The 14,853-nt window shown below is 66.7% G+C and carries 14 protein-coding genes; 2 read left to right on the plus strand and 12 right to left on the minus strand.

Annotation, left to right across the window (positions count from 1 at the left end; translation table 11 throughout):
- The 9 genes from O3I_RS29210 to O3I_RS29250 form a co-directional block, all read right to left on the minus strand.
- Entirely contained in the window at positions 1-1,383 is a 1,383-nt protein-coding gene (locus O3I_RS29210; RefSeq protein WP_014986618.1) for an NAD(P)/FAD-dependent oxidoreductase, read from the minus strand.
- 55 nt (positions 1,384-1,438) lie between these two features.
- Positions 1,439-2,437 carry a 3-oxoacyl-ACP synthase III family protein gene (locus tag O3I_RS29215; RefSeq protein WP_014986619.1) on the minus strand — a complete coding sequence of 333 codons (999 nt, stop codon included), beginning with the start codon at positions 2,435-2,437 and terminating at the stop codon, positions 1,439-1,441.
- 20 nt (positions 2,438-2,457) lie between these two features.
- On the minus strand, positions 2,458-3,330 hold the full coding sequence (locus O3I_RS29220; protein WP_014986620.1) for an SAM-dependent methyltransferase: 873 nt from the start codon (positions 3,328-3,330) through the stop codon (positions 2,458-2,460).
- Between the two features lies 1 nt (position 3,331).
- A complete protein-coding gene (locus O3I_RS29225) occupies positions 3,332-4,267 on the minus strand; it encodes an SDR family NAD(P)-dependent oxidoreductase (protein ID WP_014986621.1) in 936 nt (311 codons plus the stop codon).
- 6 nt (positions 4,268-4,273) lie between these two features.
- A complete protein-coding gene (locus O3I_RS29230; protein ID WP_014986622.1) occupies positions 4,274-5,317 on the minus strand; it encodes an SDR family oxidoreductase in 1,044 nt (347 codons plus the stop codon).
- Entirely contained in the window at positions 5,314-6,978 is a 1,665-nt protein-coding gene (locus tag O3I_RS29235; RefSeq protein ID WP_014986623.1) for an AMP-binding protein, read from the minus strand. The genes O3I_RS29230 and O3I_RS29235 overlap by 4 nt, the downstream gene beginning before the upstream one ends.
- A complete protein-coding gene (locus tag O3I_RS29240; RefSeq protein ID WP_014986624.1) occupies positions 6,975-7,976 on the minus strand; it encodes an acyl-CoA desaturase in 1,002 nt (333 codons plus the stop codon). Before O3I_RS29240 ends, O3I_RS29235 begins: the two co-directional genes overlap by 4 nt.
- Positions 7,973-8,245, minus strand: coding sequence for an acyl carrier protein (locus O3I_RS29245; protein ID WP_014986625.1), 273 nt, complete (start codon positions 8,243-8,245; stop codon positions 7,973-7,975). The genes O3I_RS29240 and O3I_RS29245 overlap by 4 nt, the downstream gene beginning before the upstream one ends.
- Before the next feature lie 158 nt (positions 8,246-8,403).
- A complete protein-coding gene (locus O3I_RS29250; RefSeq protein ID WP_167829187.1) occupies positions 8,404-9,405 on the minus strand; it encodes a ParB/RepB/Spo0J family partition protein in 1,002 nt (333 codons plus the stop codon).
- Positions 9,406-10,056: 651 nt separating this feature from the next.
- Between O3I_RS29250 and O3I_RS29255 the strand changes: the two genes are divergently transcribed.
- Both O3I_RS29255 and O3I_RS29260 read left to right on the plus strand, forming a co-directional pair.
- Positions 10,057-10,539 carry a DUF2867 domain-containing protein gene (locus O3I_RS29255; RefSeq protein WP_014986627.1) on the plus strand — a complete coding sequence of 161 codons (483 nt, stop codon included), beginning with the start codon at positions 10,057-10,059 and terminating at the stop codon, positions 10,537-10,539.
- Between the two features lie 99 nt (positions 10,540-10,638).
- Positions 10,639-11,739, plus strand: coding sequence for a DUF4185 domain-containing protein (locus O3I_RS29260; RefSeq protein WP_014986628.1), 1,101 nt, complete (start codon positions 10,639-10,641; stop codon positions 11,737-11,739).
- A gap of 20 nt (positions 11,740-11,759) precedes the next feature.
- Here O3I_RS29260 and O3I_RS29265 read toward each other — a convergent pair whose 3' ends face one another.
- Genes O3I_RS29265 through O3I_RS29275 form a run of 3 tightly spaced genes read right to left on the minus strand, consistent with a single transcriptional unit; the run spans position 11,760 to position 14,846 of the window.
- A complete protein-coding gene (locus O3I_RS29265) occupies positions 11,760-12,584 on the minus strand; it encodes a carbohydrate ABC transporter permease (protein ID WP_424769590.1) in 825 nt (274 codons plus the stop codon).
- A 31-nt stretch (positions 12,585-12,615) separates the two neighbouring features.
- Positions 12,616-13,539 carry a carbohydrate ABC transporter permease gene (locus O3I_RS29270; protein ID WP_014986630.1) on the minus strand — a complete coding sequence of 308 codons (924 nt, stop codon included), beginning with the start codon at positions 13,537-13,539 and terminating at the stop codon, positions 12,616-12,618.
- Positions 13,536-14,846 carry an ABC transporter substrate-binding protein gene (locus tag O3I_RS29275; RefSeq protein WP_014986631.1) on the minus strand — a complete coding sequence of 437 codons (1,311 nt, stop codon included), beginning with the start codon at positions 14,844-14,846 and terminating at the stop codon, positions 13,536-13,538. Before O3I_RS29275 ends, O3I_RS29270 begins: the two co-directional genes overlap by 4 nt.
- Positions 14,847-14,853 lie beyond the last annotated feature (7 nt).

A 14,853-nucleotide genomic window follows, 5' to 3' on the forward strand; every position in this document is an offset into this window, starting at 1 on the left:
TCAGACGAACTGGCCACGAATGAGCTTCGGATGGCGGTCCTGTGCGGCGAGCACCGCGGACACGGCCTTGGCGCCGAGGAACGACAGCGGTTCCGGCGGAAACAACTTCTCTTTGCCGCGTACGAAAAGCAGATTGCTGTACGAGGTGTCACGGTCGAGGATGAGGTCGCGCAACGCTTTGCCCGCGGTGTGGGTGAGCGCGATGCCGTTGCCACAGTAGCCGTGCGCGTAGAACCGGCCGTCGCCGAAAGCGCCGACGTGCGGTACGACCTCCCGGGTGATCGCCACGCAGCCGCCGTAGGTGTGACTGAACGGAATGTCGCGCCACATCGGGAAATACCGTGCGAGCACCGCCCGCAGCGCCGCGGTCGCCCGCGGGCTGTCGATGTGGCGAGCTTCGTCCATATCGCGCCGGAAATGGTAGTCGGCGCGGCCCCCACCGAACAGCAACCGGTTCTGCGCCGTGAGCCTGCCGAACACGATGAAATTGCCCGCCTCGACGAACCCTTCGCGGTCCGGCCAGCGCACCTGCCGCAACTGTGCGTCGGTCAGCGGCTGCGTCACCGCCGCATAGCTCCACACCGGCACCACTCTGCGCCGGAACTCGGCGAACTGATGCTGATAGGCGTTGGTGGCGTACAACACCCGGCTCGCCGCCACCCGCCCCTGCGCGGTGGTCACGTGAAATCCCCCCGGCGTGGCCGCCACCCGCAGTGCCCGGGTCCGTTCGTGCACCTGGACCCCGGCCGCGGTGACGACTCGGCACAGGCCACGCGCGAGCCGGTGCGGATTGATCAGCGCCCCACCGACTTTGAAGGCGGCCCGGATGGCCGGGGAATCGATCTTCGCGCGCGCCGCATCGCGGTCGAGCAGGTCGAGCCCGGATTTCGCGCCGAGCAGCGCGGCCAGTTCGATATCGCGTTCCAGCAGGCGGATCTGGTCGTCGTCGGCCGCGACCTGGTAGTAACCCGCGGGCTCCAGTTCGGCGTCCACCCCGTATCGGGTGCAGAAGCGGCCCAGCTCGAGCATCGATTTACCCACCGCGGCATAGGCCAGTTTCGAGCGTTCCGCGCCGAACCGATGGATCAGCGCGCCGAGGCTGTGCCCGATGGTCGGCGTGACGAAGCCATCGTTGTGTCCCGACGCGCCCGCGCCCGCGTAGTCGGCTTCGAGGATGTGGATGGAGATGCCGGGATCGGCTTGTTTGAGAAAGTGCGCGGTCCACAATCCGGTGTATCCGCCGCCGATGATGCACACATCGCAGGAGACGTCGCCCCGCAGCGGCGGACCTGGAACAACCGGTTCTGTTTCACGCCAATATATTTCGTGTTTCACCGGGGCCGAGCCGGATAGTGCGGCCGGGGCCGGGGCGATGTCGGTCATCGGAACCTCTCGCGGTCGGGGCAAGACGTGTCCTGCACGGCAGGCGGTTTCGGGGTCATCCGTGCCATCGGGCCGCCACCGCGGACGCCATGTCCCCGGCGTGCGCGAAACCGGCGAAGACGACGAGATCGCCGTCGGCGACCGCGCCGGCCCGCAGGGCACGTTCGAACGTCACCGGCACACCGGCGGTGTACAGGTTCCCGAATTCGTCATAGGAGTCGAAGTGGCGCTCCGCAGGCACGCCGAGCGCTTGCCGCCAGGTCTGCAAAAAGAGTTTGTTCGGTTGGTTGGTCACCAGCACGTCGATGTCCTCGGTCGAGACACCCAGCTGCTTACAGACATCGGTGACGGCTTCCGGCACCAACGTGTTGCCGCGCTGGATGATGTCGCCGAGCTTCTCGTGCGGGAAGCTCACCATCAGCTCCTCGGTACCCGGCTCCCAATACTTCCGCCCGCCCGACAGGCCGAGGTCGGTGGCGTACTCGGGCGAATGGATCACGCTGGTGCCCAACAGCGGCGCGGCGCCGTGCGCGCTGACATAGGTGACCCCGCAGCCGTCGCCTGCCACCGCCGCGAACGGGCTCTTGCGCACGCCCGGCTGCGAAAAGAACTGTCCCGCACCGTTCTGCACGTTGCACAGCAGGGCGGTGCGGGCCACGCCGCTCGTGATCATCGCGTCCGCGAGCCGCATCATGTAGCCGAACGACGCACAGCCGCCGTTGTGCAGATCGATGACCCAGCGCGGTGTGCACCCGAGCAGTGCGGCCGCTTCCGCGCCGGATCCGGTGATCGGATGGTCCGGCAGCATCACATTCGTGAGGAGAATATCGATATTGCCGGACGGTTCGAGCCCGAGGCGCTCGAACATCGGCCGTGCCGCGGCGACGATCATCTCCGCGGCACGCTCGTCGCCGACGTGGTGCCGGGTGGCCGGCGCCTTGAACATGGGGTTGTTCGCCAGCGGTGCGGCCAGCTCCTCCTCGGTGAAGAAGAACGTCGCGGGAACCGGCGGCCCGGGCAGGTAGCTGCCGAAATCAACAATTCCAGTAGGCATGTGTCGCAATCCTTCTCGAGCTACCAGCGTTCGAAGACGATTCGGGCCAGTCCGGCATGCTTGCGCCGGAAGACCTCGATGGATACCCGCAGATAGCGTTCGTATCGTTCGGTGGTCGCCGGGCCGACCAATTCGACGGCCCGGGCACGGTCGGCCAGTAGCCGGTCCAGCCAGACCTGGCAGGTACGGGCGTAGTCGGCGGCGTCATTGCGCACCGAGACCACCTCCAGCAAACCCTCGCTCGCTGCGCACACCTCCGCGAGCCAGGGCACCTCCGATTCCGGGAAGATCCAGCGGTTGACCCTGATCATCTCCCGCTGGATCGCCCAGTCGGCAGCCGAATCATGGCCGCGCACAATGGTTTGCAACCCGAGCCTGCCGCCCGGCACCAGCCATTCACGGCAGCTGGTGAAGAACTGCCGGTAGGCCGCGATCTTGCGCTCCCGGCTCATGCCCAGATTCGCGAAATGCTCCATCGCGCCGATGGAGACGATGGCGTCGTAGGGCTGCGCAGGCCGGTGGTCGGTCCAATTCTCCAGCCGGAGATCACACCTCTCGTCCGCCCACGCCGTCGTGGCGGCCAACTGGGCCGCGCTCAAGGTCAGACCGGTGACGTGCCCGACCCCGTGGGTGTCGAGCAGCCGCCGCACCATGGCACCCCAGCCGAACCCGACGTCGAGGACGCGTCCGGTGCCGGCGGCGCGGGTCCGGGTGGCGAGATAGTCGTGCTTGCGTTGCTGAGCGCGTTCGAGCGTGTCGTCCCCCTCGGCCCAGAGGGCACACGAATAGGTCATGCTCGGGTCGAGCCACAGCCGGTAGAAGTCGTTGCCCGCGTCGTAGTGATGCTGGATCGCGGTCGGTGACGCGCCGAGATAGTCGGTGTCCGTGGCCATTTCATCCCTCCCGGTGATTCGTCGGCACGGTGCGAGCGATCCGGCCGAGGCGTTCCATGCGGGCCGCCAGCGTGATGGTTCCCTCGAGCCGGAACGGCGGCGGCCGGCGACCGTCGACGTCGCGGAATCCGTACTTGGCCGCCAGCTCGCCGACGGCGACGCGGGCGCCGGCATAGTTCGCCAACTCGGCGTCGGCGCTGAGCTCGGCCACGGCGCGGCCGACGTATTCCGGCGAATGCGCGACCTCGGCCGGACCCGCGCCGACGAGAGCCCATGCGCCCGAGACCCGTTCGGTACGCACGAAACCCGGATGCAAGGCAACCGGCACCACGGACGTCTTGCGCAAGTCGTAGGCCATGCCGACCACCATGCGGTCCGAGGCGTACTTGCTGATGTCGTAGGGCACCTGGCCGAGGTAGACCGCGCCGTCGGTGAACGAGACATTCACGATGAGTCCCGCCGGAGCCCGCGTCAGCAACGGCGCCGCCAGAGCGCTGACCGCGTACTGGGCGCGCAACGAACCGGCGAACAGGTCGTAGCGCCACATCGGCTGCTGCCAGAACGGCGCATGGAAAGGCGCTTCCTCGCTGAACCTTTCGTAGCCCGCCCAGGCGTTGTTCACCAAAAGATCCAAGCGGCCATCGGATTCGGCGATGCGCGCGATCAGCGCGGCGTTGTCCGAGTCGTCGGTGTGGTCGCACGCCACCGGGATCCCCTGCCCGCCCCGCGCCGTCACCTGCTCCGCGGTGTCCTCGACCGTGCCGGGCACGCCCTCGGTGGTGCCACCGCGCCGAGTGCTGCGGCCGGTGACGTAAACCGTTGCCCCGCAATCGCCGAGCGCCAGCGCGACGCCGAGACCGACGCCGCGGCTGGCGCCGGTCACCAGCGCGATCCGGCCCGACAGGTCGGGCTGGTCCCAGTCACTGGTCCTCGTCATAGCGGCTCACCTCTCTGCCGTCCGCGCCACGGCGGTCTCGTTCGCCCAGAACTTCAGGCTGCTGCGGTAGGCATCACGGTCGGACGGAAAGTCCACGCCGAGCCGTTCGCGCAGTTCGGTTTTCGAGCTGGGCAGCACCCCGCCCGCCGCATGGGTCATCTCGCTGACATCGATCAGCACCTTCAGAAACGACCTCGTCAACGGCGGCAGTTCCGACAGGGGAACCGGCAGCCGCCGACGGGGGTCGACGATGCGCAGTTCGCCGAGCGGTCGGCCGAGCGAGGCGGCGTGCTCGGTCAGAATGTCTCTGGCCTGCGCAACCGTCATCGCGTCGGCGCCGTAGGTGAGCCATTCGATCTGCCCGCGCAGATCATCGGCCTCCAGGGTGCGCACCACCGCGTCGACGGTGACATCGAGCGGCACGAAGTCGAGCAGGTTACCCGGGTGGGCGGGCAGGTACGGCGCTTTCCCGCGGCAGATGAACTCCGACATCACCTGCACGATCTGACGCCGGCTGCTCGCCCCGGTCCGGGAATCGCCGACCAGGTTGGTCGGCCGGTAGACGGCGTACGGGACACCGCTCGCGGCGATCAGCCGCTCCGCCTCGAGTTTCGACCAGACATAGGGCCGGACAACGTTGTCCTGCGCGACATCCGCCAGGCCGGTGCGTTCGATCCCGTGCACGAAACAGGTGCTCAGATAGTGCACCGGCGCCCCGGCCCGGCGCGCGAACGCCAGCACCCGTTCGGTGCCGTCGATGTTGATCTCCTGGTAGCGGCTGCGGCTCTTGCCCCACGTCGTCAGCGCGCCCGAGTGCACCACGACATCGACCCGCTCGGCCAGTTCGTGCCACCGCGACGCGGTCAAGCCGAGCAGTGGCTTGGACAGGTCGCCGTGGACGACCTCGGTGACGTCCGGCAGTTCGGTGTCAGCGTGCACCAAGCCGGTGACGTGGTGCCGCGACAGCGCCTCGACCAAGGCCCGGCCGATCACACCGGACGGACCGGTGACCAGGATGCGTCGCTTTCTGAAGGGGATGGTTTCGTTCACGCCGGCTCCGTCTGTTCCGCGAGTTGCACGGTCGCCACCCGCGCGAAGCCACCCGCGGCGAGGCGCTCTCGGCAGCGATGCCGCTGGATCTTGCCGCTGGGGGTCCTCGGCAACGCGTTGCGGCGCAGGAACACACATTCGTCGAGTTCCAGTGCACCCGTTGCCATCGCGGCGGCCGCGGCCCCGCGAGCCACCTCGCCGTAGTCGGTGCGGGCACCGCCCGATTCGACCAGCAGCGTCAGCCAGGGTCGACCGACACGATCGGCGTCGACCAGCGTGGAACACCCCCACCGCAGACCGCCGGACACCTCGATGGCCTTCTCGACCTCGCGCAGATACACATTGCGGCCGCCCACCGAGATCATGTCGTCGCTTCGTCCGACCGGGTACAGGTGACCGTCCACGACGAAGCCGAGGTCGCCCGGATCGAGCACCCCGTCGTCGAAGTGCTGACCCGTGCGCACCGGATCGCCGTAGTAGCCGCTGGCCAACGACACCGAACGGAATCGGATCGGCGCGAGCCGTTCCTGATCCGGGAGGGGTTCGACCAGCTCCGCGCCCCGGCAGACCGGACCCGCGCTGACCACCTTCGTCGCACCGGGATCGGCCGGATCGACGCGGCGCAATCGGCCCGCCGCGAGCGCCATCGCGTCCATCGCGAGGAAACGCGGCTCCTCGGTCAGCGGCGTCGCGGTCACCGCGAGTGTGCCCTCGGCGAGGCCGTACGCGGGCATCAGCGCCTGCCGGCGCAACCCGAATCGGCCCAGGTCGGCGACCGCGTTCTCGAGCACCTCCCAATAGACCCGCTCTGCCCCGATGATGGCCGCCTTCAGCTGGGCCAACGAACCGGGAAGGTGTTTCGCGCGCAGCCTGGTGACCCGGGCCGCCACCTGCAAAGCGGTCGGGCTGCCCGCCGTGTAGTGCGCCCCGTAGCGCGCGATGTCTTCGAACCAGGTCTTCGGCGACATCAAAAACCGCTGCGGCGTCGAGTAATACGTGGTGACGTCGTTCCACCAGCCGCTGAGCAAGCCGCCGAACAACCCCATGTCGTGCGACCACGGCAACCAGCAGACCCCGACCTCGCCCGGCGCGGCCTCGGTCAGGTTCGCCAGCAGGTCCAGCTGTGCCGCGATCGCCCGCGGTGTCAGCATGCAGCCCTTGGGCGACCCGGTGCTGCCCGAGGAGTACTGGATGAACGCCACCTCGTCCGCATCGGGCGGCGCCGGCGCGACACTGTCCCGTCCGCGGTCGAGAGATTCGAACGCGATACCGGGCACCCCGCCGTCGCGCGGGCCCGGCAAGCTCGCCAGTAAGGCGGCATCCGCCAGCAGCACAACGGGTTCCAGTTGATCGAGAATGACGCGCAATTGGTCCGCGTAACCGGCGGCGTCGGTACCCGCCACCCGCACGGGCAGCGAAGCCACCACCGCGCCGCACATCCAGCTCGCCACCAGCGCGCGGGCCGCGTGCGGGCCGTTCGTGAGCACGATCGCGACCCGGGTGCCCGGCCCGACCCCGTGCCTACGCAACGCGCGGGTCGTATCCTGCGCCCCGGCAACCAGTTCCGCCCAACTCGTCGCGACATATTCGCCATCGACCCAGAAGGCGGCGCTGGATTCGAACGATCGCGAATCCTCGAAAAGCCGCTGCCACAGAGTCATTCCACATCCGCAACGTCGACGGGACCCAGGTCCTTGGCGCTCGCCTGCCCGCGCTCGGCCAGCGGGCGGGCGGGCTCGTGCGGTGCGGTGCGGCCGCTGCCGACCCGGCTCAGCCCGGCGGCCCGTTGCCGCTGTCTGGCCGGGTCGATGCGGATGATGTCCCAGGCCAGATGCAGCTTCTCCAGCGTGTAGATGGTGAGGGCACTGAGATCCAGCTCCCACCAACGGAATCCGTGCCGCGCCGACCGTGGGAACGCGTGGTGGTTGTTGTGCCAGGATTCCCCGAAGGACGGGATCGACAGCCAGAACACGTTGCGGGATTCGTCGGCGGTGTCGAAGCGGCGTCGGCCGAAGTAGTGTCCGATCGAATTCACCGCGTAGGTCACGTGGTTACCGATGAACATCCGCACCAGCCCGCCCCACAGGATGCCGGTCAGAAAACCGGCCAAGGTGCCGGTGAAAGCCAGCCCGAGCAGACCCGGCAGCAGCAGGCCCGCGAGCACGACCGGCACGAATCTGATCGACAGGAATCGGATGTCGGCGTCCCGGCAGAGATCCGGGCAGTAGCGCACCGGATCGGAGGACAGATTCTTGTCGAAGAGCCAGCCCAGGTGCGAGTGCCACAGACCTTTCACGACGCCGCGGAAGTCCACTCGGTCTTCGAAGTAGGGCGAGTGCGGGTCACCGGGCTTGTCCGCCACCCGGTGGTGGCGGCGATGGTGCGCGACCCAGATGAGCGGCGGCCCCTGACCTGCCATTGCCCCCGCGGTCACGAAGAAGAGTTTGATCGGCCGGGTGGTCTTGAACGACCGGTGCGCGAGCAGTCGGTGATAGCCGATGGAAACCCCCAGTCCGCCGATCACGCTCATGATGACGAAAACGGCGAGGTCCGCGGGGCCGACCAGGGAGTTCCACAGCAGCACCATGGCCGCGATGACGCCGACGAAAGGCAGGATGGACGCCGCGAGGATATATATGTAGTGCTCGCGGCCGTTCATCGTGGAATTTCCTCGCCGGACGGGTATTTCTCGGCGAGGATCTCGTTCGCCAATGCGACGAGGTGGCCCAGCGTCTGGATATCGGCCGCCTTCGCGGGATCGAATTCGATCTCGTTGTCCTCCTCCAGCTCGAAGACGATCTCGGCGGTCTGCAGACTCGACAGCCCGATATCCTCCAATGCGGTGTCGCCGGAGAGCACGAGATCGGCCGGATAATTGCCCTTGAGCTTATGCCTGATCTTGGCCTCGACCTGGTCCAGGGTAATCATCGATAAGCCCCCTTCTACCGGCGTGACAAATACCGGTGGAGATATCACGGAAAGGTTTGCAGAAATCAGGATTCAGCTGCGGAAAATCCTGCTGTGCACGTCGCCGACGTTACTTTCACGGTCCGCAAGGTGTCAATATTCGATACCGGTCGCGCCGATTACCCGGTTTCCGAGCGTTGATCGAGCAGCAGTGCGAGTTGTTGCCAATCCTGTGAGCGCTGCCGGGCGAGTTTCGCGATATTCGGTGCACAGTGGCTCGGAATGTTGTGCACGACGGAGCCCCAATCGTCGCCGTTGTCGAAAGGGGTCTCCAAACAGCGCAGCAGTTTGCGCCCGGCATCAGTGAAACGGAGCGACGGATCCCGGCGCAACTGCTGCAGCACCGCCGCGGTGAGCGCCCACCGCGCACCGAAATCCGCGTCTGCCCTGGCCTCCGGCTCATCGCCGGAGGCTCGGCCCGCCGCGGGATCCGCGCCTGCCCAGCGGGCCGGCCGCGGATCCGAACCGCCGCGCAGTTCTTTGCGGACCTCCTTGGCCGTGGTGAGCGAAATCCCGGCCGCCACCGCCACCGCACGCGCCGACCGATTCGGGTCGGCGGTGAACAACTCCGCGGCACGTCGTCTGCCTGCCGAGATATCGGTCCGGTGCAGCACGCCGTTGCGCGCGATCCGACCGGTCGGCTGAGGAATCTCCTCAGCCGACCGGCTACGGATCACCCCGACCGTCTTGGGCGAGATCCCGGCGACGGCGGCGATCGCGCGGTCCGACCATTGCGGATACGCCATCAGGATGCGCAGCGCGGCGGCTTTGCGATCGGACAGCGACAGCGGCAGACCATGTGCCGCATTGAGTTTCACCGCGAGTACGAACGCCTCGGTGATGCTGCCGTCGAACAGCACGGCCGAGATCGTGCTGTCGCCACGCAACTGAGCGGCGCGCAACCGGTGCACGCCATCGATCACCTGCGTCGTGCGCCGATGCACGACGATCGGCGGAAAAGCGGTCGACGATTCGGCGAGCATCCGTATGTGCGCCGCATTTTCGCCGGCCGTTCTGGGCGACGATTCCGGCGGCAGCAGTTCCGAAAGGGGAAACTCGACGATCGCGGAACACAATTGTTGTTCACCGGCCGAGCTTTCGACGAGGTTGTTCGCTACCATGGGCAACCCGACATGCATGGGAAACCTTCCTTTACTGTATCGCCGCATCGAATAGAGACTCTGCGCCGTGAATAAGGGCGCGGTCGCCGAACGCGACCGAGTCCAGCGATAATCGCCATGGCACAAACCCCAGTTCAGCATTCAGCACCGTTGCGACCGATGACCTCTCCCCCGGCCGCGACACGGAAACAATTACGACAATGTCAGATCGGCCAACGCGCTCGATATCGAGGCGAATAACAGTGCAGCCAGATCATTCTTTGTCAACTCGCTCGTCACCCCCTTCTCGCCACCAGAGATTGCATCACACTTCGTCGGCCGAGGCAACGCGCTATCACAGGTTCCGGCAGTCGAAATGGCAGCGGAGACAGGGTGTTTCAGCGAAACGCAATAGCGATGTCACATCACCGCACGATACCGGCGAAGGCGAAGTCGACAGCACCTGGAACCGACAATCGATGGCGAAATCGCGATTCAATGGGTATTCTTGCGCCGTTCCCTTTTCCACCGCGAATCGAGTTACACACGCCGTCGATGAGACGTGGCGCGGCGGCGATCGATTCTGCAGTTCCCCGGACAGGCACCCGTCCTAGCGGGCAGACTTACTACGATAGGTCGTAGTAAGTCGTCTCGCGCAGGGATGGGTGGAGGATGAAGACGACCGCGCAGCGGGTTCAGCGAGTTGCGGCCCCGCCGCAGCTGCCGATCAGCGAGGACATGGCCGCGGCCGACCACGTGTCGGCCTTCGAGTTGCGTACCGCCGGGTCGCGCGATACGCCGGAGCTGTGGTCCCGGCTGGTGTTCGAGCACGCACCCGCGCTCATGCGCGCTCTGCTGCGGGCCGGGTGGCGGGTCGTGCTGGGGCTGCGATTGGGACCTCGGTCGGCCGAACACGTGCTCGGCTGGCATATCGCGGACCGGGGTCCGAACCACGTTGTGCTCGAAGCACAGTCACGGATACTGGCCGCGCAGAACATCGTGGTGACCACCGGATCGGCGGTAACCTGGACCACGCTGGTCCGTTATGACCGCCGAGTGGCGCGGTTCGTGTGGGCGCTCATGCAACCCGGCCACAACCTGGTCATTCCCTATCTGCTGCGGCGGGCGGGCAAGTCGGAACCCGTCAGCCGGTAGGTCTTCGGCACCGGCGATGCGGGCGACTCCGCCAATTCGGCGTGTCGGACGGATATGCGCCGCATGATGTTCGGTAGGGACGCTGAGGAGGGTGGGATCATGCCGAAGAACCGCACGACACCGCAGCAAGGGACCTTCCTGTGTGACAACGCGGGCGACTCGGCCAGCCGATTCGGGCTCGGGTCGAGCGATCTGGGCATCCCGTATCGACGATACGACGGCACCTGGGGCTACGTCTTCGGCGACTCCTTCCGCGGGCAGGAGGCGACCGGCGAATTCATCGGTAGCCCAGTCGTGTTGTACCAGGCCACTTTCGACGCGAGCGGGCATACGCCGATCACGTTCACCGCGTCCGAGCCGATGCCTACGTGCGCGCAACTGTTCGACTATCAGCACAACGCGGACAACGGTTTCGGCTTCGAGGTCAGCCGGATCCCGAACGACGCGATCACCCTCACCGTCGACGGGCGGAACCGGATCTTCATCCAATACACCTCGGTGCACCGCTGGGTCGGGCCCGGCAGCGCGGTGGACGGTTCGCTCATGGCCGGCATCGCCTATTCCGACGACAACGGCGCGACCTGGCGGGATTTCGACCGCCATTGGCCCGGCGACGGGCAGGGCAACCCCGGCAGCCTGGACATGATGTGGTCGTTCGCCGGCGTCGACCCGGACGGGCTGCTGTACGTCTTCAGCAAAGCCTGGAACGGCAGCCATTTCTATACCGGCGACCGGGGCCAGATCCAGCTGTTCCGTTACCGGCCCGCCGATTTCTTCCACGGCGATCTCGACACGCGCGAGCACTGGGTCTACCTGGACGAGACGTGGCAGTGGGTGCCCGCCGCGCAGGCCGCGCCCTCGTCGCTGTTCGGGTGGGAGAACGGCATCGCCGAGTTCTCGGTGAAACGCATCGGCGAGCTGTACGTCATGAGCTATTTCGACGTGACGGACTTCAGCATCCGCACCCGCACCGCCCCGCGCCCCGACCGCATCTGGACCGCGCCGAAAACGCAGGTCGTCGGGAGCACGATGTGGCCGCCCACGCACTGGTTCCGGCGGACCCAGCCGTTCCCGTACGGCGGCTACCTGCATCCCGGCAGTGCGAGCCCCGCGAATCTGACCTTGCTCATCAGCTCGTGGAACGGACGACTGGGCGAGCGGCCCTACACCGTCACCCAGTGGTCCGGTTTAGCCGCCTGATCTGTTGCAGTGCAACGGTTTCAGCGTCCGGCGAGTCCCGCGGTCGCGATACCGTGCACGAAAGCACGCTGAGTGAGCGCGTAGACGACGAGCATCGGCGCCAGCATCATCATCGACGCAGCCATGAACACCGGCCAGTTGGCGGTGTACTGGCCCTGCATCCAGACCAGGCCCAGGTTGAGCGTGGAGATGCTGTCGCGCTGGATCATGATCAGTGGCCAGAGGAAGTCGTTCCACACCGTGACCCAGGTGAGCACGGCAAGCACCAGCACCGCGGGCGTGGTGTGCGGCAACAACACTCGCCAATAGGTCTGCCAGAGCGAACAGCCGTCGAGGATGGCGGCTTCCTCGAGTTCGGCGGGCAGCGTGAGGAAGAACTGCCGCATCAGATAGGTGCCGAAGGCGCTGCCGAACAGGCCGGGCACGATCATCGCGAGCGGGCTGTCCACCCAGCCGAACGTGCGCATGAGAATGAACTGGGGAATCACGGTGACCGTCAACGGCACCATGAGCGTGCCCAGGTAAGCCAGGAAAATCACGTCGCGCCCCTTGAACGGCAAGCGGGCGAAGGCGTACCCGGCCAGCGAGCAGAAGAACACCTGCCCGGCGGTGACCAGTCCCGCGTAGAGGACCGTGTTGAGGAACATGCGCTCGAACGGCACGAACTCGAAGACGAGCCGGTAGTTCGACCACTGCGGATCGTCCGGGACGAGGTCGGTCCCCGTGATCCGGCCCGGCGGCTTCAGCGAGCCCGCGAGCGCCCACAGGATCGGCAGCAGCGCGCACCACGCCATCACCACCAGCGCGAGGTAGACCAGCACGCCGCGCACGGTGCGCCGGGCGATGACACGCTGATATCTCGCGGTGACGGCCACGTCAGGTCTCCTCGGCGCCGGTGCGCGAAAGTCGCAGCTGGAAGTAGGTGAGCGCGAGCAGGATCGCGAAGATGACCCAGGCCAGCGCGCACGCGTAGCCGAGATCGTTGAAGACGAACGCGTTCTGGAACAGCATGATGCCGAACAGATAGGTCCCGGTTTCCGGACCGCCCGCGCTGCCGGTCAGCACATAGGCCTGATCGAAGGCCTGCACCGTGTTGATGATGGTGATGACGAAGACGAAGCCCAGCGCGGGGCGGATCAGCGGCAGCGTGATCGACCGGAACCGCTGCCACCCGCCCGCGCCGTCGATACGCCCGGCCTCGTACAGCTCCGTCGGCACGCCCTGCATCGCCGCGAGCAGCACGGCCGCGGCGAACGGCACGCTCTTCCAGATGCTGACCAGGCACAGCGACACCAGCGCCCAGTTCGGGTCGGCCAGCCACTGCACCGGATCGATGCCGAACCACCCCAGCATCGCGTTGAACAGCCCGCCTTCGGTGGCGAACATGAACTTCCAGACGACGGTGATCGCCGCGGTGGACGCGACCAGCGGCATGAACATCACACTGCGGAAAAGTGCTATGCCCCTGACCTTTTCGTTGAGCGCGGCGGCGACGGCGAGGCTGATCACGACGGTGGGGATCAGGGTGACGACGGTGAACAGAACGGTATTGCGCAGCGCGATGTAGAACAGCGGGTCCTCGGCGAACAGCCGGCGATAGTTCGCCGCGCCGACGAACTCCGGGGCGCTGAACATATTCCAGTGGTGGAAGCTCAGATACAGCGACAATCCGAGCGGGAACACCAGGAACACCAGCACCGCAAGCAGATTCGGCGCGATGAAAGTACGGCCCGCAGCCGCTTTGCGACGGGTCAGGCCGGACGGACGCCTACCGGCGCCGCGCTGGCCGACGGCAGTCACACCGACCCCTGGAGCAACCGGTTGAGTTCCGCGGCCGGGCCGTCCTTGAACCAGGACGCGGGGGCGGCGCCGCGCAGCACCCGATCGGAGAAGCGGGTGAAGGCGGCGTCGACCTGTGGCCAATGCGGGCTCACCGGAAGGTGATTGGAGTTGTCGGGCCCGTCGATCAGCACCTCGAGGTTGCGGATCCTGGTGTGCGACCGGACGAATTCGGGGGAACGCCGGGCTGATTGCAGTGCCGGAACGAACAGGCCCGACTCCGCGACGGCACGCTGCCCGGCCGGACCGGTCGCGAACTTCACGAACTCCCAGGCCAGGTCCTTCTTCGCGCTGGACGCGGCGATAGCCAAACCGGTCGTGCCCACATCGGATTTGGCGCTCTGTCCCTGCGGACCGACCGGCAGCACGGTGACATCGAAATCCAGGTCGGGCGCGGCGAGGAAACCGCTGTACTGCCAGTGCCCGGTCAGCACCATCGCCGCCTTGCCCTGCATGAACAGATCCAGCGCCGACTGCGCCTGCAGGTCGGCGGCCTGCGGCGCGACCCGGTGCCGCACCGAGAGATCGGTGTAGAACTGGAAGCCCTCGATGAAACGATCGTCATCGATGTTGGTCCGGGTGGGATCGATCGCGGGCGTGAACCAGGCTGCGCCGTTGTTCATCCCGAAAATCGCCGCCGACCAGCGCGGCACCGGCCAGGCATCGACGAAACCCCACCTGGTGGTCCGGCCCGACGCGTCGCGCTCGGTCAACGCTTGTGCGGTGGCGAGGAATTCCGCGAAGGTCCAGGCGTCGCGCCAGCGTGCCGGTGGCGGTTTCAACCCGGCCTCGTCGAACAGTTTTCTGTTGTAGTACAGGAAGATTCCCGCCCACTGTTCAGGCAAGACGTACTGCCCGCCTTGAAAAGTGAACGTCTCGTACAGATTCGGGGTGCTGTCACCTCGCAATTGCGCGGCGTAGGCAGGGTCCTTGTCCAGCATGACATTCAAGTCCTGCAGCACGCCCAGGGCGGCGAACCGGGAGTACGACTCCCACTGCATCAGGATGTCCGGACATTTCCCGCCCGCGCAGTAGGTGAGGATCTGCTGCTGCGGGTCGGGGCCCGAAAGTTGCACGCGGATCTCGATTTCCGGGTGCAGCCGCCCGAACGCCTCGATGATCTGCCTGCGCACCCGCGCCTCGGCCGGGGCGGCCTGGAAGAAGAAGGTCAACGCGTTCGAGTCGCCGCTGCAGCCGGACAGTCCGGGCGCGGTCAGGGAGGCGCCGAGCACGGCGGCGCCGGACAGCAACGCTCGCCGTGTCACCATCAGATCC

This window comes from Nocardia brasiliensis ATCC 700358 (assembly GCF_000250675.2).
Lineage (GTDB): Bacteria > Actinomycetota > Actinomycetes > Mycobacteriales > Mycobacteriaceae > Nocardia > Nocardia brasiliensis_B.